21 protein-coding genes, 1 pseudogene and 1 riboswitch are annotated in these 22,897 nt (G+C 72.1%); of the genes and pseudogenes, 13 read left to right on the plus strand and 9 right to left on the minus strand.

Translation table 11 applies throughout. The features are described from left to right. The first annotated feature begins 158 nt into the window (after positions 1-158). Together IH00_RS0104310 and IH00_RS0104315 are read left to right on the plus strand one after the other, a co-directional pair. Positions 159-557 (plus strand): cytochrome c oxidase subunit 4, encoded by a 399-nt coding sequence (locus IH00_RS0104310; RefSeq protein ID WP_031069716.1) that lies wholly within the window; start codon positions 159-161, stop codon positions 555-557. Positions 558-678: 121 nt separating this feature from the next. Beyond that, positions 679-1,935: a L,D-transpeptidase gene (locus tag IH00_RS0104315; protein ID WP_031069718.1), complete on the plus strand. Its 1,257-nt coding sequence runs from the start codon at positions 679-681 to the stop codon at positions 1,933-1,935. 76 nt (positions 1,936-2,011) lie between these two features. Here the strand turns inward: IH00_RS0104315 and IH00_RS0104320 are convergent, their stop codons facing one another. Further along, positions 2,012-2,413, minus strand: a complete 402-nt coding sequence (locus IH00_RS0104320) for a DNA-binding transcriptional response regulator (RefSeq protein WP_031069721.1) — start codon at positions 2,411-2,413, stop codon at positions 2,012-2,014. Positions 2,414-2,613: 200 nt separating this feature from the next. Here IH00_RS0104320 and IH00_RS0104325 point away from each other — a divergent pair, with 200 nt between their 5' ends. From IH00_RS0104325 to IH00_RS0104350, 6 genes are all read left to right on the plus strand, one after another. After that, positions 2,614-3,234, plus strand: a complete 621-nt coding sequence (locus IH00_RS0104325) for an aa3-type cytochrome oxidase subunit III (RefSeq protein ID WP_031069723.1) — start codon at positions 2,614-2,616, stop codon at positions 3,232-3,234. Positions 3,235-3,316: 82 nt separating this feature from the next. Beyond that, entirely contained in the window at positions 3,317-4,126 is an 810-nt protein-coding gene (locus IH00_RS0104330; RefSeq protein WP_031069724.1) for a cytochrome bc1 complex diheme cytochrome c subunit, read from the plus strand. Beyond that, positions 4,123-5,172 (plus strand): cytochrome bc1 complex Rieske iron-sulfur subunit, encoded by a 1,050-nt coding sequence (locus tag IH00_RS0104335; protein ID WP_031069726.1) that lies wholly within the window; start codon positions 4,123-4,125, stop codon positions 5,170-5,172. Before IH00_RS0104330 ends, IH00_RS0104335 begins: the two co-directional genes overlap by 4 nt. Then, positions 5,169-6,800 carry a cytochrome bc1 complex cytochrome b subunit gene (locus tag IH00_RS0104340; RefSeq protein WP_031069728.1) on the plus strand — a complete coding sequence of 544 codons (1,632 nt, stop codon included), beginning with the start codon at positions 5,169-5,171 and terminating at the stop codon, positions 6,798-6,800. Before IH00_RS0104335 ends, IH00_RS0104340 begins: the two co-directional genes overlap by 4 nt. A gap of 142 nt (positions 6,801-6,942) precedes the next feature. After that, positions 6,943-8,034, plus strand: coding sequence for an anthranilate phosphoribosyltransferase (gene trpD / locus IH00_RS0104345; RefSeq protein WP_031069730.1), 1,092 nt, complete (start codon positions 6,943-6,945; stop codon positions 8,032-8,034). Positions 8,035-8,143: 109 nt separating this feature from the next. Then, positions 8,144-8,260: riboswitch (SAM riboswitch) on the plus strand. 185 nt (positions 8,261-8,445) lie between these two features. Then, on the plus strand, positions 8,446-9,810 hold the full coding sequence (locus tag IH00_RS0104350; protein WP_031069732.1) for an aminotransferase class V-fold PLP-dependent enzyme: 1,365 nt from the start codon (positions 8,446-8,448) through the stop codon (positions 9,808-9,810). Here IH00_RS0104350 and IH00_RS0104355 read toward each other — a convergent pair. The 7 genes and pseudogenes from IH00_RS0104355 to IH00_RS0104385 all read right to left on the minus strand — a co-directional run. Continuing rightward, positions 9,806-10,951, minus strand: a pseudogene (locus IH00_RS0104355) (glycerate kinase); the annotation flags it as partial. The gene IH00_RS0104350 and the pseudogene IH00_RS0104355 sit on opposite strands and share 5 nt — an antisense overlap. Then, the gene (locus IH00_RS0104360; protein ID WP_107064412.1) at positions 10,948-12,312 is read right to left on the minus strand and encodes an SLC13 family permease; all 1,365 of its coding nucleotides are present in this window, start codon (positions 12,310-12,312) and stop codon (positions 10,948-10,950) included. The gene IH00_RS0104360 and the pseudogene IH00_RS0104355, both read right to left, overlap by 4 nt. A 96-nt stretch (positions 12,313-12,408) precedes the next feature. Then, on the minus strand, positions 12,409-13,098 hold the full coding sequence (locus tag IH00_RS0104365) for a response regulator transcription factor (RefSeq protein ID WP_031069738.1): 690 nt from the start codon (positions 13,096-13,098) through the stop codon (positions 12,409-12,411). Further along, positions 13,095-14,549 carry a sensor histidine kinase gene (locus IH00_RS0104370; protein WP_031069739.1) on the minus strand — a complete coding sequence of 485 codons (1,455 nt, stop codon included), beginning with the start codon at positions 14,547-14,549 and terminating at the stop codon, positions 13,095-13,097. The genes IH00_RS0104365 and IH00_RS0104370 overlap by 4 nt, the downstream gene beginning before the upstream one ends. Then, positions 14,512-14,967, minus strand: a complete 456-nt coding sequence (locus tag IH00_RS0104375) for a hypothetical protein (RefSeq protein WP_031069741.1) — start codon at positions 14,965-14,967, stop codon at positions 14,512-14,514. Before IH00_RS0104375 ends, IH00_RS0104370 begins: the two co-directional genes overlap by 38 nt. Positions 14,968-15,059: 92 nt before the next feature. Beyond that, entirely contained in the window at positions 15,060-15,341 is a 282-nt protein-coding gene (locus IH00_RS0104380) for an Lrp/AsnC family transcriptional regulator (RefSeq protein WP_031069742.1), read from the minus strand. Then, positions 15,338-16,051, minus strand: a complete 714-nt coding sequence (locus IH00_RS0104385; RefSeq protein ID WP_039946220.1) for a rhomboid family intramembrane serine protease — start codon at positions 16,049-16,051, stop codon at positions 15,338-15,340. The genes IH00_RS0104380 and IH00_RS0104385 overlap by 4 nt, the downstream gene beginning before the upstream one ends. Positions 16,052-16,206: 155 nt before the next feature. Between IH00_RS0104385 and IH00_RS0104390 the strand changes: the two genes are divergently transcribed. From IH00_RS0104390 to IH00_RS0104410, 5 genes are all read left to right on the plus strand, one after another. Beyond that, entirely contained in the window at positions 16,207-16,449 is a 243-nt protein-coding gene (locus IH00_RS0104390; protein ID WP_031069745.1) for a hypothetical protein, read from the plus strand. 47 nt (positions 16,450-16,496) lie between these two features. Then, the gene (locus IH00_RS0104395) at positions 16,497-17,861 is read left to right on the plus strand and encodes an NYN domain-containing protein (protein WP_031069747.1); all 1,365 of its coding nucleotides are present in this window, start codon (positions 16,497-16,499) and stop codon (positions 17,859-17,861) included. A gap of 274 nt (positions 17,862-18,135) precedes the next feature. Continuing rightward, entirely contained in the window at positions 18,136-19,161 is a 1,026-nt protein-coding gene (locus tag IH00_RS0104400; RefSeq protein ID WP_031069749.1) for a C40 family peptidase, read from the plus strand. Positions 19,162-19,394: 233 nt separating this feature from the next. After that, entirely contained in the window at positions 19,395-20,441 is a 1,047-nt protein-coding gene (locus IH00_RS0104405) for a C40 family peptidase (protein ID WP_031069752.1), read from the plus strand. Between the two features lie 23 nt (positions 20,442-20,464). Then, on the plus strand, positions 20,465-21,631 hold the full coding sequence (locus IH00_RS0104410) for a gluzincin family metallopeptidase (protein WP_031069754.1): 1,167 nt from the start codon (positions 20,465-20,467) through the stop codon (positions 21,629-21,631). 4 nt (positions 21,632-21,635) lie between these two features. On the opposite strand, the gene IH00_RS0104415 is transcribed toward IH00_RS0104410, so the two are convergent. Further along, on the minus strand, positions 21,636-22,865 hold the full coding sequence (locus IH00_RS0104415; RefSeq protein WP_031069756.1) for a glycosyltransferase family 87 protein: 1,230 nt from the start codon (positions 22,863-22,865) through the stop codon (positions 21,636-21,638). Between the last annotated feature and the right edge of the window lie 32 nt (positions 22,866-22,897).

The following is a 22,897-nucleotide window of genomic DNA, read 5'->3' on the forward strand; positions in this document are numbered from 1 at the left end:
TCCTGCCCGCCGCCGCGGCACAACTTCCTCACGCTGCCCAGGATCCGCTCCGAATCCCCGGCGTTCGACCTGCACCACCCTGAGATCGCCGCGATCGGCCAGCTGGAGAACCACGGGCAGAAGGACACCGCGCTGCTCGGTGGCAAGGAGGTCGGCAAGTGAAGATCCAGGGCAAGATGTTCATCTGGCTGAGCGTCTTCATCCTCGCCATGGCCGTCGTGTACGGCCTGTGGTCGAAGGAGCCGGCCGGTACGACGGCGCTCTTCCTGGCCTTCGGCCTGGCGGTCATGATCGGCTACTACCTGGCCTTCACGGCCCGGCGCGTGGACGCCATGGCGCAGGACGACAAGGAGGCCGACGTCGCGGACGAGGCCGGTGAGGTCGGCTTCTTCTCGCCGCACAGCTGGCAGCCGCTCTCCCTGGCGATCGGTGGCGCCTTCGCCTTCCTGGGCGTCGCGCTCGGCTGGTGGCTGCTGTACTTCGCCCTGCCGCTGATCCTGATCGGCATCTGGGGCTGGGTGTTCGAGTACTACCGGGGCGAGAACCAGAACCAGTAGTCCTACTGGCTCACGGTCGCGCTCGTCGAGGGGCCCGGTGACCTCCGCAAGGAGGTCACCGGGCCCCTCTTTCGGGCGTATCCGGCGTGCCGCTGTCGACAGCTCTTCCTACGGTGTGCTCATGAGCCACACGATCCGTTTGCACACCGCCATAAGCTGCACTCTGCTGGCCGCCGTCACCGGAGCGAGTGCGACCGCGTGCGGTGGCCCGGAAGGCCACCCCCTCTCCGCGGAGCCGTACGACGCGGCTCAGCAGATCGAGTTCAACGGCCCCTCCGGCTCCCGGAAGGCCCCCCTCGACAAGCCGCTCGAAGTCACCGCCAAGGGCGGGGACGGCCGCATCACGGACGTCACGGCCGTCGACGCCGCGGGCCACTACCTGGCGGGCGAGCTCGCCGCCGACGGCAGCCGCTGGCGTTCCACCGCGCCGCTGGTGGCCGCCACCCGCTACACCGTCCGGGTCGCCACGGAGGACGACAGCGGCGCACCGGGCGTCCGTACGCTGACGTTCGAGACGGAAGCGGCCAAGAGGGTGCTGAACGTCCGTTTCGGCCCGGAGGCGGGCACGTACGGCGTCGGACAGCCCATCACCGCCGAGCTCAGCTCCCCGGTGAGCTCCAAGACGGGCCGCGCCGCCGTCGAGCGCTCCCTGAAGGTCCGCTCCACCCCGGCCGTCGAGGGATCCTGGTACTGGGTGGACGACAAGAAGCTGCACTACCGGCCCAAGGAGTTCTGGCCCACGGGTGCGTCGGTCACCGCCACCGGCAAGCTCGCCGGCGTACGGATAGACGGGGCCCTGTACGGAGGGCCCGTCAAACCCCTGAGCCTGACCATCGGCGACCGCATCGAGGCCATCACCGACGCGGCGAGCCACCGGATGACGGTCAAGCGCAACGGGGAAGTGATCAATACCATTCCGGTGACCACCGGAAAACCGGGCTTCTCCACCCGTAACGGCATCAAAGTCGTGCTCGGCAAGGAGTACTACGTCCGGATGCGCAGCACCACCGTCGGCATCGCCGCCGGCAGCAGCGAGTCGTACGACCTGCCCGTCTACTACGCCACCCGGGTCACCTGGAGCGGCGAGTACGTCCACGCCGCGCCCTGGTCCGTGGGATCGCACGGCGCCGCCAACGTCAGCCACGGCTGCACGGGCATGTCCACCAGCAATGCGGCCTGGTTCTTCAAGACCGTCCGTCCGGGTGACATCGTCACCGTCGTGAACAGCAGCGGCAACCCGATGGACCCGTTCGGCAACGGCTTCGGCGACTGGAACCTGCCCTGGGACAAGTGGCGCACGGGCAGCGCCCTCCTGACGGGCTCCCACCCGAACGCCACTCCGGCGGACGCGGCACGGATCCGCCCGGCGGCTCTCTGACCCGGTGCACCTCCGGGGCGCCCGGGCCCCCTGCCGACGGCCGGTCGTGCCCGAGTCGCTCACCCGCGACCGAGGCTCACGCTTCGACGGCGAGGCGGCTCCGCAGCAGGCCGGCCAGGGCGTCCGCCAGTTCCACCGGGTCGACCGGGAGCGTCACCGCGGCGTCCGCGCGGCTCCAGGTGGCCAGCCAGGCGTCCTGCGGGCGGCCGATGAGCAGCAGCACGGGCGGGCACCGGAAGACCTCGTCCTTGATCTGCCGGCAGATCCCCATACCGCCGGCCGGCACCGCCTCGCCGTCCAGGACGCAGACGTCGATGCCGCCCGCGTCCAGGTGCTCCAGCACGGCCGGGAGCGTCGCGCACTCGACGTACTCGACCGGGGGAACGTCGGCCGCGGGCCTGCGTCCGGCCGCCAGCCGCACCTGCTCGCGGGTGCTGGCGTCGTCGCTGTAGACCAGGACGGTGGCGCTCGACTGCATTGTTCCTCCGAGTACGTCGGCGGCATGGGCAGGTTCGGCAGGTACCGATGGGCCGGATGCTACTCCTCCGCACCCCCTGTCAACACCGCTTCGAAACACCCCTTCGAAGCCCGTTCGGATGCGCCGTTCGGGCCGGACGGAACGCATCAACACACCGAACGGCACCCCCCGGAGTGAGGGCGGGATAAGCGACCGACATAATGTCGGTCGTGGCGACAGCAACGACAGTAGAAACCGGGCACGCGCACCCGTCGGTCAATCGGCCGAACCTCACCAGCGTCGGAACCATCATCTGGTTGAGTTCCGAGCTGATGTTCTTCGCGGCCCTCTTCGCGATGTACTTCACCCTTCGATCGGTGACGGGTGCCGAGTTCTGGTCCCAGCAGGCGGGCCACCTGAACTTTCCGTTCTCGGCGACCAACACCACGATCCTGGTGCTCTCCTCCCTCACCTGCCAGCTCGGCGTGTTCGCCGCCGAGCGGGGCGACGTGAAGAAGCTCCGGGCGTGGTTCATCGTCACGTTCGTCATGGGTGCGATCTTCATCGGCGGCCAGGTCCTCGAGTACACCGAGCTGGTCAAGGAGGCGGGGCTCTCCCTGTCCTCCGACCCGTACGGCTCCGTGTTCTACCTGACGACCGGCTTCCACGGACTGCACGTGACGGGCGGCCTCATCGCCTTCCTGCTGGTCCTGGGCCGGACGTACGCGGCGAGGAGGTTCACCCACGAGCAGGCAACCGCCGCCATCGTCGTGTCCTACTACTGGCACTTCGTCGATGTCGTCTGGATCGGCCTCTTCGCCACGATCTACATGATCAAGTAATCGGGCCGGTACCTGCGTACACAGGTACACCCGACACATCCAGCAAGCATCGACGCAGAAGATCCTGACACCGGGGTAATCCGTGAAAAAGCTCTCCGCACGACGACGCCATCCGCTGGCGGCGGTCGTCGTCCTACTTCTCGCGCTGGCGGCCACTGGGGGGCTGTACGCCGCGTTCGCACCCGCGGGCAAGGCGCAGGCCGACGAAACCGCCCAGTCACTCGCCATCGAGGAGGGCAAGAAGCTCTACTCCGTCGGCTGTGCCAGCTGCCACGGAACCGGCGGTCAGGGCACCTCCGACGGCCCGAGCCTGGTCGGCGTCGGCGCAGCCGCCGTGGACTTCCAGGTGGGCACCGGCCGCATGCCGGCCCAGCAGCCGGGTGCACAGGTGCCCCGCAAGAAGGTCATCTACACGCAGGCCCAGATCGACCAGCTCGCGGCGTACGTCGCGTCCCTCGGTGCCGGCCCGAGCGTGCCGACCGAGAAGCAGTACAGCCCCGAGGGTGCCGACATCGCCCGCGGTGGTGACCTGTTCCGTACCAACTGCGCCCAGTGCCACAACTTCACCGGCGAGGGCGGTGCCCTGACCGAGGGCAAGTACGCGCCCGAGCTCGACGGAGTGCCCCCGAAGCACCTGTACGAGGCCATGCAGACCGGGCCGCAGAACATGCCGTCCTTCCCCGACACGACCATGCCGGAGCAGGAGAAGAAGGACATCATCGCGTACATCCAGACCGTCAACGGCGACAAGACCGCCACCCCCGGTGGCTTCGCGCTGGGTGGTCTCGGTCCGGTCAGCGAGGGTCTGTTCGGCTGGATCTTCGGTCTGGGTTCGCTGATCGCTGTTGCCGTCTGGGTCGCGGCCCACACCGCTAAGGCCAAGAAGTCATGAGTAGCCAAGAGATTTCCGAAGAGAGCCTGCCCCACAAGCAGGACGCCGCGCACGGCACGGCGGTAGCCGAGAACCCGTTCGCCGACCCGGGGCTGCCGCCCCACAAGCCGCGTGTCCAGGACATCGACGAGCGGGCCGCCAAGCGGTCCGAGCGCACGGTCGCCCTGCTGTTCACGCTGTCGATGCTGGCCACGATCGGCTTCATCGCCTCGTTCGTGATCTTCCCGGTCGACAAGATCATCTATGTCTGGCCGCTGGGTCACGTCAGCGCGACGAACCTGTCGCTCGGTCTGACGCTCGGCATCGCCCTCTTCTGCATCGGCGCGGGCGCGGTCCACTGGGCCCGCACCCTGATGTCGGACGAGGAGATGGCCGACGACCGGCACGCCATCCAGGCGGACCCGGACGTCCGGGCCAAGGTGATGGCCGACTTCGCCGACGGTGCGCGCGAGTCCGCGATCGGCCGCCGCCCGCTGATCCGCAACACCATGTTCGGCGCGCTGGCCATGGTGCCGCTCTCCGGTGTGGTGCTGCTGCGCGAGCTGGGCCCGATGCCCGAGAAGAAGCTGTTCCACACCTCGTGGAGCAAGGGCAAGCAGCTCATCAACATGAACACGAACGAGCCGCTGCGTCCCGAGGACGTCGCGGTGGGCTCGCTGACCTTCGCCAAGCCCGAGGGCCTGGAGGAGAGCGACCACGAGTTCAACACGAAGATCGCCAAGGATGCCCTGATGATCGTCCGGATCCAGCCGGAGGACATCAAGGACAAGCGCGAGCTCGAGTGGTCGCACGAGGGCATCGTGGCCTTCTCCAAGATCTGCACCCACGTGGGCTGCCCGATCTCCCTGTACGAGCAGCAGACCCACCACGTCCTCTGCCCGTGCCACCAGTCCACCTTCGACCTCTCCGACGGCGCCCGCGTCATCTTCGGCCCGGCCGGTCACGCCCTCCCGCAGCTGCGGATCGGCGTCAATGACAAGGGCTTCCTCGAGGCGCTCGGCGACTTCGACGAGCCCGTCGGTCCTGCATTCTGGGAGCGCGGATGAGCACCACGACCGCAACAGACGCCAAGCGGAAGGCGTCCTCCGGCGAGCGCGTCGCCGACTGGGCCGACGGCCGGCTGGGGATCTACTCCCTGGCCAAGGCCAACATGCGGAAGATCTTCCCGGACCACTGGTCCTTCATGCTGGGCGAGGTCTGCCTCTACAGCTTCATCATCATCATCCTCACGGGTGTGTACCTGACGCTGTTCTTCCACCCGAGCATGAACGAGATCGAGTACCACGGCTCGTACGTGCCGATGCAGGGCATCCGCATGACCGAGGCGTACGCCTCGACCCTGGACATCAGCTTCGACGTCCGCGGTGGTCTGCTCATCCGGCAGATCCACCACTGGGCCGCGCTGATCTTCATCGCGGGCATGTTCGTGCACATGATGCGCGTGTTCTTCACCGGCGCGTTCCGCAAGCCGCGTGAGATCAACTGGCTGTTCGGCTTCCTGCTGTTCGTCCTGGGCATGTTCACCGGCTTCACCGGTTACTCGCTCCCGGACGACCTGCTCTCCGGCACCGGTGTCCGCTTCACGCAGGGCGCGATCCTGTCCGTGCCGATCGTCGGCACGTACATCTCGATGTTCCTCTTCGGCGGGGAGTTCCCGGGCCACGACATCATCGCCCGGTTCTACTCGATCCACATCCTGCTGCTGCCGGGCATCATGCTCGGCCTCGTGGTGGCGCACCTGATCCTGGTCTTCTACCACAAGCACACGCAGTTCGCGGGTCCCGGCCGCACCAACAACAACGTCGTCGGCATGCCGCTGCTGCCGGTGTACATGGCCAAGGCCGGAGGCTTCTTCTTCCTGGTCTTCGGTGTCATCGCGATCATCTCCGCGCTGTTCACGATCAACCCGATCTGGGCGCTCGGCCCCTACCGCCCGGACCAGGTGTCCACCGGCGCGCAGCCCGACTGGTACATGGGCTTCGCCGAGGGTCTCGTCCGTGTGATGCCGGGCTGGGAGATCAACCTGTGGGGCCACACCCTCGTCCTGGGCGTGTTCGTCCCGCTGGTCGTCTTCGGCATCATGCTCGCCGCGATCGCGCTCTACCCGTTCATCGAGTCGTGGATCACCGGCGACAAGCGCGAGCACCACATCCTGGACCGCCCGCGCAACGCGCCGACCCGTACCGCCCTCGGTGTCGCCTGGGTGACCGCCTACATGGTCATGCTGATCGGTGGTGGCAACGACATCTTCGCCATCAAGTTCCACATGTCGATCAACGCGATCACCTGGTTCGTCCGGATCGCCTTCTTCGCCGCTCCGGTCGTCGCGTTCATCGTCACCAAGCGGATCTGCATGGGTCTGCAGCGGCGCGACAAGGACAAGGTGCTGCACGGCCGCGAGTCCGGCATCATCAAGCGCCTGCCGCACGGTGAGTTCGTCGAGATCCACGAGCCGCTCAGCCAGGCGCAGCTGCACGCGCTCACCGCGCACGAGCAGTACAAGCCGATCGAGATCGGCCCCACGGTCGACGAGAACGGTGTCGAGCGCAAGCCGTCGCGCGGTCAGCGGCTGCGCGCCAAGCTCAGCAAGGGCTACTTCGGGGCCGACAACCAGGTCCCGAAGGCCACCGTGGAGGAGTACAAGGAGATCTCCAGTGGCCACGGCCACCACTGATCTCCCGGCGCTCGCCGCCTGACCCCAGGGTCGCCACACCGCATCGAGCCCCGTCCATTCACCGGACGGGGCTCTTTGCCGTTCCCGGTGTCTCGATAGGGTGGAGTCACCCTTTGACGTACCGAAGACACCAGGAGCGACCATGAGCGCTGTGCAGCCTGCTGGGGGGGGTGCCCCCCGCGAAGCGAGGGGGAGCTCGAACGCGGCGGGTCGTTCCTGGCCCGAGGTGCTGAACGGCCTCCTGGAGGGGCGCGACCAGAGCGCCGACGACACCGCGTGGGCGATGGACCGCATCATGCGCGGCGAGGCCACCGACGCCCAGATCGCCGGCTTCGCGGTCGCGCTGCGGGCGAAGGGCGAGACGGTCGACGAGCTCGCCGGCCTCGTCCGCACCATGTACGCGCACGCCAACCTGATCGAGGTGCCGGGGCCGTCGGTCGACCTCGTCGGCACCGGCGGCGACGGCGCCAGGACCGTCAACATCTCCACCATGTCCGCGATCGTCGTCGCGGGCACCGGCGCCAAGGTCGTCAAGCACGGCAACCGCGCCGCCTCCTCCGCCTCCGGCTCCTCCGACGTGCTGGAGAAGCTCGGCGTCAACCTGGAGCTCACGCCCCGGCGGGTCGCGGAGGTCGCCGAGGAAGCGGGCATCACCTTCTGCTTCGCGGTGAAGTTCCACCCGGCGCTGCGCCATGTCGCCATCGCCCGCAAGGAGCTGGGCATCCGCACGGTCTTCAACTTCCTCGGCCCGCTCACGAACCCCGCGCGTGTAGGGGCCCAGGCGACCGGCGTCGCGGACCCGCGGATGGCCCCGATCATGGCGGGCGTGCTCGCCGAGCGCGGCTCCTCCGCCCTGGTGTTCCGCGGCGACGACGGCCTCGACGAGCTGACGACCACGGCCACCTCGAAGGTGTGGGTGGTACGGGACGGTGCGGTGCGCGAGGAGGCGTTCGACCCGCGCGACGTCGGCATCGAGCTCGTACCCGTCGAGGCGCTGCGGGGCGCGGACGCCTCGTACAACGCGGACGTGGCCCGGCGGCTGCTGGCCGGGGAGACCGGGCCGGTGCGGGACGCGGTGCTGCTCAACGCGGCGGCGGCGCTGGTGGCCCTGGAGCCGTCGGACGCGCCGCTCGCGGAGCAGCTCCGGGCCGGTATGGCGAAGGCGGCGGAGTCGATCGACTCGGGTGCGGCGCGGGCGGCGCTGGACCGGTGGGTGACGGCGAGCAACGCGTAGCGCGTCCGCGCGCCGACGGGGCCCGGCCATCGGCCGGGCCCCGTCGTGCGTCCCGCCATCCGGACGCCCGGCTTGCGCGGAGGCGATCACGTGGTTTAGCTTCTCGGCAGGTCATGAGTGACAGCGAAGAGGCCCCGGCCCGCTGTCCGGCAACCCTCCGTCCGTGGCGGGGTGCCCCGGGTGAAGACCAGGTCGCAGGCAGCGAGGTCTGCGGCAAGCGCGGACCCCTGCACACCCTGGGGTCCTGGTCCTCAAGGGAGCAGTCTCGTGAGCAAGCGAATGCGATAGGGCGAATCCGCCCCTCCTCCGGCACCCCTCTTTCTCTCCTTCTCCGCACGAGCCGCGCCGCGTCGTGATGTCGCCGACGCGCCCCGGCCTGCGGATTCCGCTTGCTTCGTACGGGAGTTCGCCATGTCTGCCACCGCCGTCGCCGCCGACCAGTCCGTTTGTGCCCCGCTGCCCGTTCTGGGGCGGGATGTCACCGTGCCGCTCGTCACCGGTGGCGAGGTCACCTACGCCGCGCTCGACTACGCCGCCAGCGCCCCCGCGCTCCAGCGGGTGTGGGACGACGTGGCCGCGTACGCGCCCTACTACGGCAGCGTGCACCGCGGTGCCGGGTACCTCTCGCAGCTGTCGACCGACCTGTTCGAGAACAGCCGCACCGTCGTGGCGGAGTTCCTCGACTGCCGCGACGGCGACCAGGTCGTCTTCACCCGGTCGACCACCGACTCGCTGAACCTGCTGGCCCGGGCGCTCCCGGCCGGCTGCGAGGTCTTCGTCTTCGAGACCGAGCACCACGCCTCGCTGCTGCCCTGGCAGGACGCCCGCGTCACCTTCCTCGACGCGCCCCCCACCCCGGCCCTGGCCGTCGAGACGCTGGAGCGCGCACTCGCCGGCCGCGACCCCCACGGCCCGGCGCTGGTCTGCGTCACCGGCGCGTCCAACGTGACCGGCGAGCTGTGGCCGGTACGGGAGCTGGCCGCCGCCGCCCACGCGCACGGCGCCCGCATCGTGCTCGACGCCGCCCAGCTCGCCCCCCACCACCCGGTGTCCGTGAAGGAGCTGGACGTCGACTGGGTGGCGTTCTCCGGACACAAGCTCTACGCGCCGTTCGGCTCCGGTGTGCTCGCCGGCCGCGCCGACTGGCTGAGCGAGGCCGACCCGTACCTGGCCGGCGGCGGCGCCTCCCGGAAGGTCGCCCGGCGCACCGACGGCGGCGTGGACGTGGAGTGGCACACCACCGCCGCCCGCCACGAGGCCGGCTCGCCCAATGTCATCGGCGTGTACGCCATCGCCTCCGCCTGCAAGGCCTTGAGCGAGGCCGGGTTCGACGGTCTGGTGGCGCGCGAGCAGTACCTGGTCGGCAAGGTGCGCGAGGGCTTGGCCGAGGTGCCCGAGGTCAGGGTGCTGTCGCTGTTCGGCGACGAGGCCCCCCGGGTCGGCGTCCTGTCCTTCGTGGTCCGGGGCTGGAACAGCTCGCACTTCGCGGCGGCGCTGTCGGCCGAGTACGGCATCGGCGTCCGCGACGGCCTGTTCTGCGCCCACCCGCTGGTGCGCACCCTGCTGGGCAGCGAGCCCCAGGACGCCGGCGAGTGCGGCGCGCCGGAAGCCGCTCCGGGAGAGAAGTCGCTCAACGCGATCCGCGTCAGCTTCGGGGCGGGGACGCCGGACGAGCACGTCGACCGGTTCGTTCGGGCCGTGAAGGAGCTCGTCCGGGACGGGGCGAAGTGGAACTACCGTACGGAGGACGGGCGCTGCGTGCCCGACCGCGGCTGACCAGCCGCGTGCCCACCAGCACCGTGCGCAGGGCCCGCTCGGCGGCGTCCGCGAGGAGCCCGGCGGCGTGCTCCAGGGCGTGTGACAGCGGTACCGGGCCGGGGGCGATCGACTCGTAGGCGTCCAGCCCCGCGTCCCCAGCCCCGGGGCCGAGGGTGCCCGCCAGCGCGAGGACCGGGACGCCGGCCTCGCGCGCCCGGCGCGCCACCTCGCCGGGGATCTTGCCGCGCACGGTCTGCTCGTCCAGCGCGCCCTCGCCCGTGATGACCAGGTCGGCACCCGCGAACCGCTCGGTCAGGTCCAGCCCGTCGAGCAGTACCTCGAAGCGCGGCAGCAGGTGGGCCCCCAGGGCCGCGAGCCCCGCGCCCAGGCCGCCCGAGGCACCGGTGCCGGGCGCCGCGCGCAGATCGGTGCCCGGCGCGAACGCCGCCGTCAGCGCGGCCGCCCAGTGCTCCAGGGCCGCCGACAGCTCCTCCACCTGCGCGGGCGTCGCGCCCTTCTGGGGCCCGAAGACGCGCGCCACACCGCGCTCGCCGCACAGCACGTTGTACGGGTTGCACGCCACCAGCAGCTCGGTGTCCGCCAGGCGCGGGTCCAGCCCCTCCGGGTCGACCACCGCCAGCCGCGACAACGCCGCCCCGCCCCGGGGGAGTTCCCGGCCGGCTCCGTCCAGGAGGCGGACACCCAGCGCCTGGAGCGCGCCGGCGCCCCCGTCGGACGTACCGGAGTCGCCGCAGCCGACCAGGACGCGGCGGGCCCCGGAGTCCAGGGCGGCGCGCAGGAGTTCACCCACGCCGTACGTGGTCGTGGCGCCCGGGTCCCGGCGGTCGTGGTCCACCAGCGCGAGCCCCGCGACGGCGGCCATCTCCACCACCGCCGAGCCGTCGCCCAGGAGCGCGAAGTGGCTGTCGACGGGGTCGCCCAGCGGGCCGGTGGCCGTGCACGGCACGAGACGCCCGCCCGTCGCGGCCGCCAGCGCCTCCGCCGTACCCTCGCCGCCGTCGACCAGCGGGACCAGGTCGAGCTCCGCGGTCGGCAGCACCCGCAGCACCCCCTCGGCGATGGACTCCGCGGCCTCCCGCGCGGACAGCGATTCCTTGAAGCCGCTCGGTGCGACGGCGATGCGGTAGGAAGGGTTCACGGCTGGGCCTCCAAGAGGACGGGCACGCCGAGCAGCGGCCAGACGGTCAGGGCGAACAGCAGGACCACACCCGCGGTGAGCGGCGCCAGCACCGCCGACAGCCGCAGCAGGTCGCGGGGTGTGTAGGTGGGCACGCCCGCCGGGACGTCGGCGAAGAGCGCCACCGGCTTGGCGGACGCCGGCAGCGTGTGGCAGAACCCGGCCGCGGCGGTGGAGGCCAGCGCGGCGGTGACCGGGTTGACCCCGGCGGCCACCGCGGCCGCCACCACCAGCGGCACCAGCACCGAGGAGCGGGCCGAGCGGGACTGCAGGGCCAGATGGGCGGCCGTGCTGACCAGCACGACGACGGTCAGGAACAGCCACGGCGGCCCGTCCGCCGGCAGCCCTGCCACCAGCCACGCCGCTGCCCCGGAGTCCGCCAGCGCCACGCCCATCGCCATCGTCGCCGCCATGAACAGCAGCAGCGGCCACGGCACCGTCCTCAGCGCCTCCTTGAGCCGTACGGTGCCGAGCGCCGGCGACGCGGCCACCACCGCGCCGATCAGCGCGACCACGGCGGGCGGGACCCGGTGCAGCGGCTCGCTGCACCACAGGACCACCACCGTGGCCAGCAGCAGCGCGCAGCGGGCCTCGGCGGTGGTCAGCGGACCGGTGACGGGGGTGGGGGAGTGCTCCTCGATCGCCGCGGGGGTGAGGTCCACCGGGGCGCGCCGGTCGGCGCGCGAGGTCGTGGTCAGCAGCACCGCCTCGGCCGCCAGGTGGGACGAGACGACGGCCAGCGGCAGGCCCAGCAGCAGCCACTCCACGAACCCGAGCCGCCGGCCCGCCTGCTCCCACAGGACGCTGACGGTGATGAGGTGGGCGCCCGCGCCGATCAGCGTGGCGACGGCGGACAGCAGCACCACGGTCGGGAAGAGCAGCGCCAGCATCACCACCAGCCGCCGCCGGTCCTCCAGCACCTTGGCCAGGGCCAGGAAGACCGGCAGCGCGAGGGCCGCCCGCCCCGAGGTGGCCGGGACGGCGAAGGACGTCACCAGCAGCGCGGCGGTGGCGAGGTGGACCAGCTGGCGCACCGTACGGGCGCCGCTGACCAGGAACGCGGCCGCCCGCCCCGCGAGCCCCGTCCGGGTGACCGCGGCCGCCAGGACGAACGCACAGATCAGCAGCCAGACCGTCTCGTCGCCCAAGGTGGCGAAGAGGGTCCGGCTGCTGATCACCCCGGTCGCGGTGAGGGCGAGTCCGGCACCCAGCGCGATGTACGTGTCGTCGACGGACGTCGCGATCCAGGCGACGGTGGCGAGGACGAACACGGCGAGGGTGAAGCGGGCGTCGGCGCCGAGACCGGGGAACAGCGACGGCATGGCCAGCAGCGCGCATATCCCGAACGCACCGCCGACCCCTGCCGACCGGCCGGGGGAGAGGGTCACGGCTCCAGTCTCGGACCGGGCCGTGAGCCCTCAATGAGTGCTTTGTGAAGGAAAACTCATCCATGGCATGCGATACCCCATACCGCGCACCGTCTCCAGCCGCTGCGCGCCCAGCTTCTTGCGCAGGTTCCGTACGTACACGTCCACGATGTTCGAACCGGGATCGAAGTCGTACCCCCAGACGTGCGACAGGATCTGCTCCCGCGAGAGCACCTGGCCCGGGTGGCGCAGGAACAGTTCCAGCAGGACGAACTCACGGGCCGTCAGGTCCACGGTGCGCTCCTGCGAACGCGCCCGGCGGGTGCGCAGGTCGAGGCTGAGGTCGCCGCTGCGCAGCACCGTCACCTCCGGCGCGCGGGCGGCGGTGCGCAGCCGCAGCCGTACCCGGGCCAGCAGCTCCTCGAAGCGGAACGGCTTGGTCATCCAGTCGTCGGCGCCGCCCTCCAGGCCGGCGACCGTGTCCCCCACCGAGTCCCGCGCCGTCAGCACGATGACGGGGAGCGTCACCCGCGCCTCACGCAGCTCGCGCAGGACGGTGAAGCCGTCCCGGCCGGGCAGTCCGATGTCCAGCACCATCAGGTCGAAACCGCCGGTGACGCCGTAGTCGAGGGCGGTGTCGCCGTCGGCGGCCACGGTGGTGGTGAAGCCGTTGGCCCGCAACCCCTTCTCGACGAAGGCGGCGATCCGTTCCTCGTCCTCGGCGATCAGAATCCGGTTCACCGCTCGTCCTCCTCCAGTACGAGTACGAAAGTGGCCCCGCCGCCCTCGGTACGGCGCAGCTCGACGCGGCCGCGGTGGCCCTCGGCGATGGCCTTCACGATGGACAGCCCGAGCCCGGCCCCGCCGCTGGACCGGGTGCCGCGCCGGGCCGTGCCGCGCCGGAACCGCTCGAAGATCACGGTGGCGTCCTCGGCCCGGACACCCGGCCCGGTGTCGGCGACGTACAGCTCGATCCGGCCGTCGAGGTCACGCGAGCCGATCCTTATCCGCTGGCCCGGCACGGTGTGCTGGACGGCGTTCTGCGCGAGCTGAACCATCGCCTGGGTGATGCGCTGCGCGTCCAGCTCGGCCTCGCGGTCGGCGACGCCGTCGAGGACCCATTCGCGCTCGCCGAGCGCCCGGGCCTTCACGAACACGTCGGCGGTCAGCTCCCCGAGCGGGACCGGCTCGGGCCGGACGAAGTCGGGGCGTTCGGCCTTCGCCAGCAGCAGCAGGTCCTCGACGATCCGGCTCATCCGGTCCAGCTCGTCGGTGACCAGGCGGATCGTCTCCCGCTGCTCGGCCGGGTCGTCGCCCATCAGCTCCAGGTGCCCCCGCACGATGGTGATGGGCGTGCGCAGTTCGTGCCCGGCGTCGTCCACGAACTGCCGCTGCGCGGCGAACGCCCGCTCCAGGCGGTCCAGCATGGCGTTGAACGTCTCCGCGAGCAGGGCGATGTCGTCGCGGCCCCGCACCGGGATGCGGCGGGTCAGGTCCTGCTCCGTGAGCTGCGCGGCCGCCCGGCGGACCAGCCGTACGGGGGCGAGGATCCGGCCCGCGACCGCCCAGCCGATGCCGGTCGTCATCAGCAGCGCGACGCCCGAGATGGCGAGCTGGGTGCGGAACGCCTCGGCGGCGATGGCCTGCTCGTGTCCGGCGTGGAACGCGACGACGAAAGCACCCGGCGCCGCTTCCCCCGCCGGGTCGATGGGCACCTTGGCCCAGCGGACCTCGCCCTGCGGGCGCTCCAGCGTGCCGGAGGGCGCGCCGGCGGCGAAGATCCGGGCGAGCGCGTCGCGGTCGCGGTACAGGGCGCTCGCCTCCGCGATGTCCCGCGGCTGGCGCAGCACGTCCGGCCCGCGGTCCGTGCCGGCGGTCAGGCCCAGCAACTCCTCGTCGGGGTCGGAGTACTGGCGCTGCAGGAACACCTGGAGCAGGCGGCGCGGTTCGGTGAACGGGTCGCCGGTCCGCGGGTCCACGCCCTGATCGACGAAGTTCGCGAATTCCCGCGTCTCCTGCGTCAGCAACTGGCTGATCCGGTGGTCCACGTCCCGCAGCAGGATCGACCGGGTGGTCATCGCGACGGCGGCGAGCGCCACGGCCATCACGAACAGCAGCCAGAGCAGGATCCGTACGCGGGCGGAGATCCGGCGGTCAGTTCTCGTCAACGGCGTCGTCACCGAAGTCGTCATCGTCGTCGTCCCCGCCGGCGGCGGGCGGTCCGGGCACGACCGCGTCGGTCGGCGTCCCGGCGGGCCCGGCGCCGGTCCCCGGCCTCGCGCCGGGCGGCCGGACCGGGGCCGGACCGGCCGGCGCCGTCCCGGGCGGATGCACGACGGCGGGCGGCACCGCGGACGGCGAGGAGCTGCCCGGCACCGGGGTCCCGGAGGCCGTGGTCCCCGGCGAGGTCGCCGCGGGGGACGCAGCCCCGCCGGCACCCGCGCCCGGGCTCCCGCTCCCGCCGCCCGGCCGGGGCGTGGCACCCAGCTTCACCTCGGGCGGCACCTTGGGCGTCTCGGGCGACTCGGTCAGCGTGTAACTCGTCGCTGCGATGCCGAGCGGGACGGCGACGACCGCGGCGAGCGTCGCCATGCGAAGGGTGAAGGCCATGGCCCCATCCTGGGCGCCGGCCGGCCCGCCCCGAATGAGGACAGGATGAAGGCTCCTTCATGAACCGGCGGGCCCGGACCCCCGTCGGAGCCCTACGCGTCGAGGCCGATGGCGAAGGCCGCCTCCAGGTCGTGCTGGGAGTACGTGCGGAACGCGACATGGGTGTCGGTCGCCTCCACGCCCGGGATCTTGCTGATCCGGCCGGGGATGACGTCCGCCAGGTCGTCGTGCTTGGCCACCCGCACCATGGCGATCAGGTCGTAGGTCCCGGTGACGGAGAAGACCTCGCTCACGCTGTCGAGCGCGGCGATCGACTCCGCGATCTCCGGGATGCGGTCCACGCTGGTCTTGATGAGCACGATCGCGGTGATCACGGCTGTCCTTCTCCCTCGGGGCCCGCTGTTCGGGCCTTCACTCTAGCCCCCCGCCCGAACCGTACCCAGGCGTAGACGAAGCCCAGGCCGAAGCCCACCAGGTGCGCGAGGTACGCCACGCCCGGGCCGCTGCCGGCGCCCCGGGCCGCCAGCCACTGCAGCACGAACCAGAAGATCAGCACGATCCAGGCGGGGAACCGCAGGGGAAGGAAGAACAGGAACGGGTAGAGGCTGGTCACCCGCGCCTTCGGGAAGAGGTAGAGGAAGGCGCCGAGCACCCCCGAGATCGCCCCCGACCCGCCGACGAGCGTCTGGTCCGACTGCGCGTGCGCGGCGGCGTACCCGGTCAGCGCCAGGTAGCCGCAGCCGACGTAGAAGAGGCCGAACCCGAGGTGCCCGAGCCGCTCCTCCGCCATCGCGCCGAAGACGTACAGGAAGAGCATGTTGCCGAGCAGGTGCAGCCAACTGCCGTGGACGAACAGGGCCGTCAGCGGGGACGGCAGCGCGTCCGGGGTGCCGGTCAGCAGCTCCGCGGGGATCACCCCCCACCGCCGGAAGTACGAGGTCTGCGCCGCGAGCAGCGCGTCGCCCGTGCCGTGCGCCTGGTTCAGGCCGGACACCGGACTGATCAGGAAGACCAGACAACACGCTCCGATCACGCCGTACGTCACCACAGGTCCGCGCAGTACCGGTCCCCGACGATCGATCATGGACAGATCATGACGTAAAGGGAGGGAGTCGGACAGGGTGCCTCGCCGCGCCACGGGGGTACCCGTGAGGCCGTAGGGTTACGGGCAGTACATCCGCAGTTCGACGGCGCACCGCGGTTCTCCCGGCACGACGGACCAGGAAAGAGGACGGCACGATGACGACGGTTCCCCTGCCGACCGCGACGACCCGCTGGCGCTGCACGCTCTGCGGCAATCTGACGCGCTTCGACGTGACCCGGTCGTCGAAGGTCGTCGAGTACGTCCATCTGGATCTCGCCGGTGAGCCGAAGGTCGAGGAGCGCGAGGTGGTCAGTGAGACCATCGAGTCGGTCCGGTGCCGCTGGTGCAACGCGGTGGACCAGATCGAGCTGGTGGACAGGCCGGGCGCCGGCTCCTGAGGGGCGGCCCCGGCAGGGCGAGGACGACGGGTAGTGGGGTGACGATCGTGGAGCAGCCCGCCAGCGGCGCCGAACCGGCCGGTGCGGCCGGTGACGCCGCCGAGGCGCTCGACCGTCCCATGCCCGAAGGGGTGCGGCGCCGGGTCGTCGCCCTGGCGGCGGACGCCTTCGGCGGCCTGACCGTCGCGGAACTCCCCGCACCCCTGCGGCAGTACGCCCGGTTCACGCCGTCGCGCCGGGCCAAGTTCGCGGGCAACGCCATGGCGGCCGCCCTGGAGAGCGACCCGGTCTTCCGGCAGCGGATCGGGGAGCGGTTCAAGGAGGCGCAGCCCGAGCTGGCCGGTGCCCTGGAGTCCGGGTCCCCGCCGGCCGCCGCCGACCCCGTGGACGTCGCCGCGGCCGCCTACGTGCTGCGCCCGGCCGGCTGGGCCAAGCTGGTGGCCGCGGCCGGCGAGGAGGCCCTGCGCGCGGACGCCGAGCGCGCCGACGAGGCGGGCCGGCGGGAGCTGGAGCGGCTGCGCGGCGAGCTCGCCGAGGCCCGCGCCCAGACCCGTGCCGAGACCGAGCGGCTGCGCGGGGAGCTGGACGCGGCCCGCAAGGAAGCCGAATCGCTTCAGCGCAAACTGCGCAGTGCGCAGAGCGACGTCAAGCGCGGCGAGGCCGCGCTGCGCCGCACCCAGGCCGAGATCGACGGCATCCGGGCCGAGGCGGCCGCCCAGGTCTCCGCCGCCGAGAGCGAGACGCGCCGGCTCAAGGCGCGGCTCGGCGAGACCGAGGCCGCCCTGGAGGCCAGCCGCCGGGCCGCCCGGGAGGGGCGCTCGGTGGAGGACATGCGCCTGCGGCTGCTCCTGGACACCGTCCTGGAGTCGGCGCAGGGGCTGCGCCGCGAGCTGGCGCTGCCACCCGTCTCCGTCCACCCGGCGGACACCGTCGACGCGGTCGAACCGGGCCGGATGTCGCCGAAGGACATCGCGGCGCGGGCCCTGTCGGAGACGGATCCCGCGCTGCTCGACCAGCTGCTCGCGCTGCCGCAGGCGCACCTGGTCGTGGACGGCTACAACGTCACCAAGACCGGCTACCCGACCATGCCGCTGGAGAAGCAGCGGCTGCGGCTCCTGGGCGGGCTGTCGGGGCTGGCCGCCCGTACGGGCGCCGAGGTGACGTGCGTCTTCGACGGTGCCGAGCTGGCCGCCCCGGTGCTGCTGGCGCCGCCGCGCGGCGTGCGGGTGCTGTTCTCCAAGCCCGGCGTGACCGCGGACGAGCTCATCCGCCAGCTCGTCCGGGCCGAGCCGCCCGGCCGGCCGGTGGTCGTGGTCTCCACGGACCGCGAGGTCGCCGACGGCGTGGCCAGGTCCGGCGCGCGGCCGGTCGCGTCCGCCTTGTTGCTGAAGCGGCTTTCGCGGCTCTCGTAACCCCTGGGCTCATTGCCCGAATTGGTCGCACCGCCACCGAACCCAACGTCAACTTCTCATGACGCAGCGTGGGGTGCGTGTAAAGAATGTGGCTCCAGGGCGAGATTTTGCACATGAGGATTTGAACTGATCACAACATGGTCACTAGGGTCTGCTCGAACCTTCGCGCAGTTGATCGTTCATCCGGAGCGACAGCGAAGGAACCGCCCAACCGTCACGACGGAGATGCTTCCGGACGGCCGGGCGGCTCTCGAAGGAGAAGGAGCTCGCCTCCGTGGCGTCCCACCGTCGTCCCAAGCAGCCGAGCCGTGCCCGCGTGACCGTGCTCACCGCGACCGCCGCCGCTGCCGTCGCCCTGTCCTCCCAGACCGCTCAGGCAGACCCCAAGCCGAGCAAGAGCGAGGTCAAGGCCAAGGTCGACAAGCTCCACCACGAGGCCGAGGAGGCCACGGAGCAGTACAACCTGGCCGAGGAGCAGCGCGAGACGCTCCAGAAGGAGATCAGCGCCCTCCAGGACAAGGTCGCCCGCGGCCAGGAGGAGCTCAACACCCTCCGCGACAGCATCGGTTCGGTCGCCAGCGCCCAGTACCGCTCCGGCGGCATGGACCCGTCCCTCCAGCTGTTCCTCTCCTCCGACCCGGACGACTACCTCGACAAGGCGTCCGTGGTCGACCAGTTGAGCACCAAGCAGGCCGAGGTCCTGGAGACCATCCAGAGCAAGCAGCGCACCCTCGCCCAGGAGCGCGCCGAGGCCACCGCGAAACTGGCCGACCTCGAGGACGTCCGCAAGACGCTGGGCGAGAAGAAGAAGGCCTTCCAGGGCAAGCTCGCCGAGGCGCAGAAGCTCCTCAACACGCTCACCGCGGAAGAGCGCGCCAAGATGCAGGAGGAGGAGCAGCGGGCCAGCCGCGCCGCCGGCGAACGCGTCGACCTCGGCAACGAGGTCCCCGCCTCCCAGCGCGGCGCCGCCGCTCTCGCCGCCGCCGACACCCAGGTCGGCAAGCCGTACGTCTCCGGCGCCGAGGGCCCCAACTCCTACGACTGCTCGGGTCTGACGCAGTGGGCCTACCGCCAGGCCGGCGTGAGCCTCACCCGCACCACCTACACCCAGCAGAACGACGGCGTGAAGATCGGCCGCAGCCAGCTCAAGCCCGGCGACCTCGTCTTCTTCAACGGCCTGTCCCACGTGGGTCTGTACGCGGGCAACAACACGGTCCTGCACGCCCCGAAGCCCGGAGCGTACGTCCGGTACGAGTCCATGGACTGGCTCGGCACGTTCCAGTTCGGCGTCCGCGTCTGACGCGCCCGCCACACTCCCCTGTTCGGGGGAATCGCAACACTCCGCGCTGACGCTCCGCCCCGCCGGTGACCTTGTGGTCTCCGGCGGGGCGGCGCTGTTCGAGGGCGATTCGAGCCCCGCGCGGCCTTTGGCCCGTGCGTAGCCGTCCGGCTACTGTCTGGCGCGCACCGCAACACCACTGTGAACCACTGCGGCCTGCGTCCACCTGCGTACAGCTGAAGGGAGCGCGGTTCGTGGCGTCCCATCGCCGGTCCTCGCCGTCGGGCTTCTCCGATCTCACCCGGAGTGCGACGGTCACCGTCCTGTCCGCCGCCGCGGCCACCGCCGCGGCCCTGGGAACGGCCCCGGCGGGCGCCGCCCCCGGCACCCCGGCCGAACCCGGCCGGACCGAGACCGCCCGGGCCGAGGTCGACCGGCTCTACGCGGAGGCGGAGAAGGCCACCGAGGACTACAACGAGGCCGACGAGCGGACCGACGCCCTGCGCGAGCAGGTGGACCGGACGCAGGACAGCGTGGCGCGCGGCCAGGAGCGCATCAACCGCATGCGCGGCGCGCTCGGCACCGTGGCAGGCGCGCAGTACCGCTCGGGCGGCATGGACCCGGCCCTCGCACTGCTGCTGTCCGCCGACCCCGACACGTACCTCGACAAGGCCGCCGCCCTGCACCGGGTCAGCGAGCGCCAGGCGAGCGCCCTCACGGAACTGCGGCGCGCCCAGCGCCTGCTGGGCCAGCAGCGGGCCGAGGCCGGCCGGCAGCTCGCCGAACTGGAGCGCAGCCGGGCCGCCGTGGCCCGCCACAAGCGGATCGTCGAGCGCAAGCTCGCCGAGGCCCGTGCGCTGCTCAACGCCCTGCCCGCCGAGGAGCGCGAGGACTTCGACCGTGCCTCGCGCTCCGGGCGCGACGACCTGCCACCGCTCGCCGGCGAGGCCGCCTCCGCGCGTGCCGCCGCCGCGGTCCGCGCGGCCCGCTCCGCCGTCGGGCGTCCCTACGTCTGGGGCGCCAACGGCCCCGACGGCTTCGACTGCTCGGGCCTGATGCAGTGGTCCTACGCGCAGGCGGGCGTCGCCCTGCCGCGCACCTCGCAGGCGCAGCGCAACGCGGGACGGCACGTACCGCTGTCCGAGGCGCGCCCCGGGGACCTGGTGACGTACCGCTCCGACGCCAGCCACGTGGCGATGTACATGGGCAACGGCCAGGTCGTCCACGCGCCCTATCCCGGTGCGCCCGTGCGGTACGACCCCGTGGGCATGATGCCCGTCTCGGCGGTCACGCGGGTCTGAGCCCAGGCCGTACGATCGGGAGAATGGCGGTCCGGAGGCGTGCGGTGGCGGTGGCGCTCGGCCTGCTGCTGTTCTCCGGCGGCTCCGGAGCGGCCGGCTGCGCGGCCCCGGAGGACGCGGCGCGGACCGGCGCGCTGCGGGCGGCGGTGGACCGGCGGGCCGCCGAGCTGCGGAACCGCGACCTCGCCGGCGTACCGCTGGGCTCCCTGTCGTACCGGATCACCCAGGTGCGGGAGGACGGTGGGCGGGCCATCGTCCGCGCCGAGCTCGGCTACCGCGTCGCCGGGTACGACAGCGGCCCGGTGACCGGCGAGCGGACCCTGGAACTGACCGAGCGCGACGGCCGCTGGCACGTGACGTCCGACCGGCCCGCGCCGGGCGCCCCGCAGCAGCTGTGGGACCAGGGCGACGTGGACGTCGTCCGCGGCAGCCGGAGCCTGGTGCTCGGGGCCGGACAGGACCCGGCGCGGCTGCGGGCCGTCGCCGCGGCCGCGGACCGTGCGGTGCCCGTCGTGTCGGACGCCTGGCCGGAGAGGTGGGCGCGGCGCGTGGTGGTGGTCGTGCCGGCGTCGCTGGAGGCGATGGGCGCGCTGCTGGGGGCTCCGGCGGCGGGGTACCGGGGCGTCGCGGCCGTCACGACCGGCGAGACCGGGGGCGGGCCGGACGCGCCCGCGGACCGCGTGATCGTCAATCCCGAGGCGTATCCGGTGCTGGGGGGGTTCGGACAGGACATGGTCCTCACCCACGAGACGACGCACGTGGCGACCCGTGCCCACACCTCGGCGGCGACCCCCATGTGGCTGTCGGAGGGCTTCGCGGACTGGGTGGCCTACCGGGGGTCGGGCCGCACCGCGGCGCAGGCGGCGCCCGAGCTGCGCGAGGCGGTCCGTGCGGACGGCCCGCCCGTGGGGCTGCCGTCCGACGAGGACTTCGCCTTCTCCGGTGACCCGGCCGCGCTCGCCCGCGCGTACGAGGGCGGCTGGCTGGCCTGCGCGCTGATCGCCGACCGCTGGGGCGAGGCGGAGCTGCGGGCCTTCTACCGGGCGGTGGGCGCGCACGGCACGCGCGACGGTGCGGTGGAGAAGGCCCTGCACGACGTCCTCGGCACGACCCCGGACGCCTTCACGGCCCAGTGGCGCGGTTACCTCCGGGACCGGCTGGGCCGGCCCGCCGCCCCCGCGGGGGCCTGACGGGTCAGGAGGTGAGGACCCGGTCGCGGGGGCTCTGCGCCGGCACCTCCGCGGTCTCCCGCTCCCGCCGGCGCGGCTCGGTGACCGTCTGGGTCCACAGCACGCGGCAGGCGGTCAGGGTGGCCGCGACCAGCAGCCCGTTGCGCACCAGCAGCAGGAGCAGGCCCAGCGGGTCGCTGTCCGCCACGTGCGAGAACCAGATCGGGAACTCCAGCAGCGTCACGCCCGTCGCCGCCAGCACCAGCCGGGCCGCCCCGCGCATCCGGCTCGTGGGGTGGACCAGGCACACCGCGGCCAGGCCGACCAGCCACAGCATGTACTGGGGGCTGATCACCCGGCTCGTGGTGGTGAACAGCAGCACCGCCACGAACGCGGCGTCGGCCGGTGTCGTCCTGCCGAACGCCCGCGCCCGCACCCGCCACACCAGCAGCCAGCCGAACGCCCCGAGCGTCAGCGCCATCGCCGCGGTCGACACCACCGGGACGTACGGCCCCAGGAACTCCACCGACCCGTAGTTGAGCGTCGCCCGCCCCTCCCAGCCGAAGTGCCGGGCCACGTGGAAGACCAGCGCGCCCAGCGATTCGATCTCCGTGCCCCGGTCCCGCTGGAAGGTCAGGAACGCCAGCGCGCCGGGCATCGCCGCCATGCAGAGCAGCAGCACCCCGGCCGCCGTGACCACCGCGGTCGCCCACGACCGCAGGGTGACCCTGCCCCGCAGGGTGCCCGCGAGCACCAGGATCGGCCAGACCTTCAGCATGGCGCCGAAACCGGCCAGCGCGCCGAGGATCCGCGGGTGGCGGACCCCGGCGAGCAGCGCGGCGACGGCGACGGCGGTGACCATCAGGTCGTAGCGGGCGTACGCGGTGGGCCCGAGCAGCGGGACGCCCGCCACCCACACCCAGGCGCCCGACATGCACTTGCCGGGGCGGCGTCCCGCGTACACGAGCAGGCCGAAGACGGCCGCGTCGCACGCGAAGGCGAGGAGGAAGAAGGCGGGGCCGTAATCGATGAAGGGCAGCAGACCGGGGGAGAGTACGGCCAGCGCCGCGGCCGGCGGATACTGCCACGTCACGTCGTCCAGCGGGTACGTACCGGAGCGGAGCACCTCGTACCAGCCGCGGTATATGTGGTCGATGTCCGTGGTGACGTTCGGTCCCGGCAGGACGAACACCCTGAAGACCAGCAGCAGCAGGAGGGCTCTGGTCAGGAGCCATATGGGGATGGGGCCCTTCATACCTATCTCTGCCTCTTGCCTCTGTGTCGTCC

Source organism: Streptomyces sp. NRRL S-118, from assembly GCF_000716335.1.
In the GTDB taxonomy this organism is placed as follows: domain Bacteria; phylum Actinomycetota; class Actinomycetes; order Streptomycetales; family Streptomycetaceae; genus Streptomyces.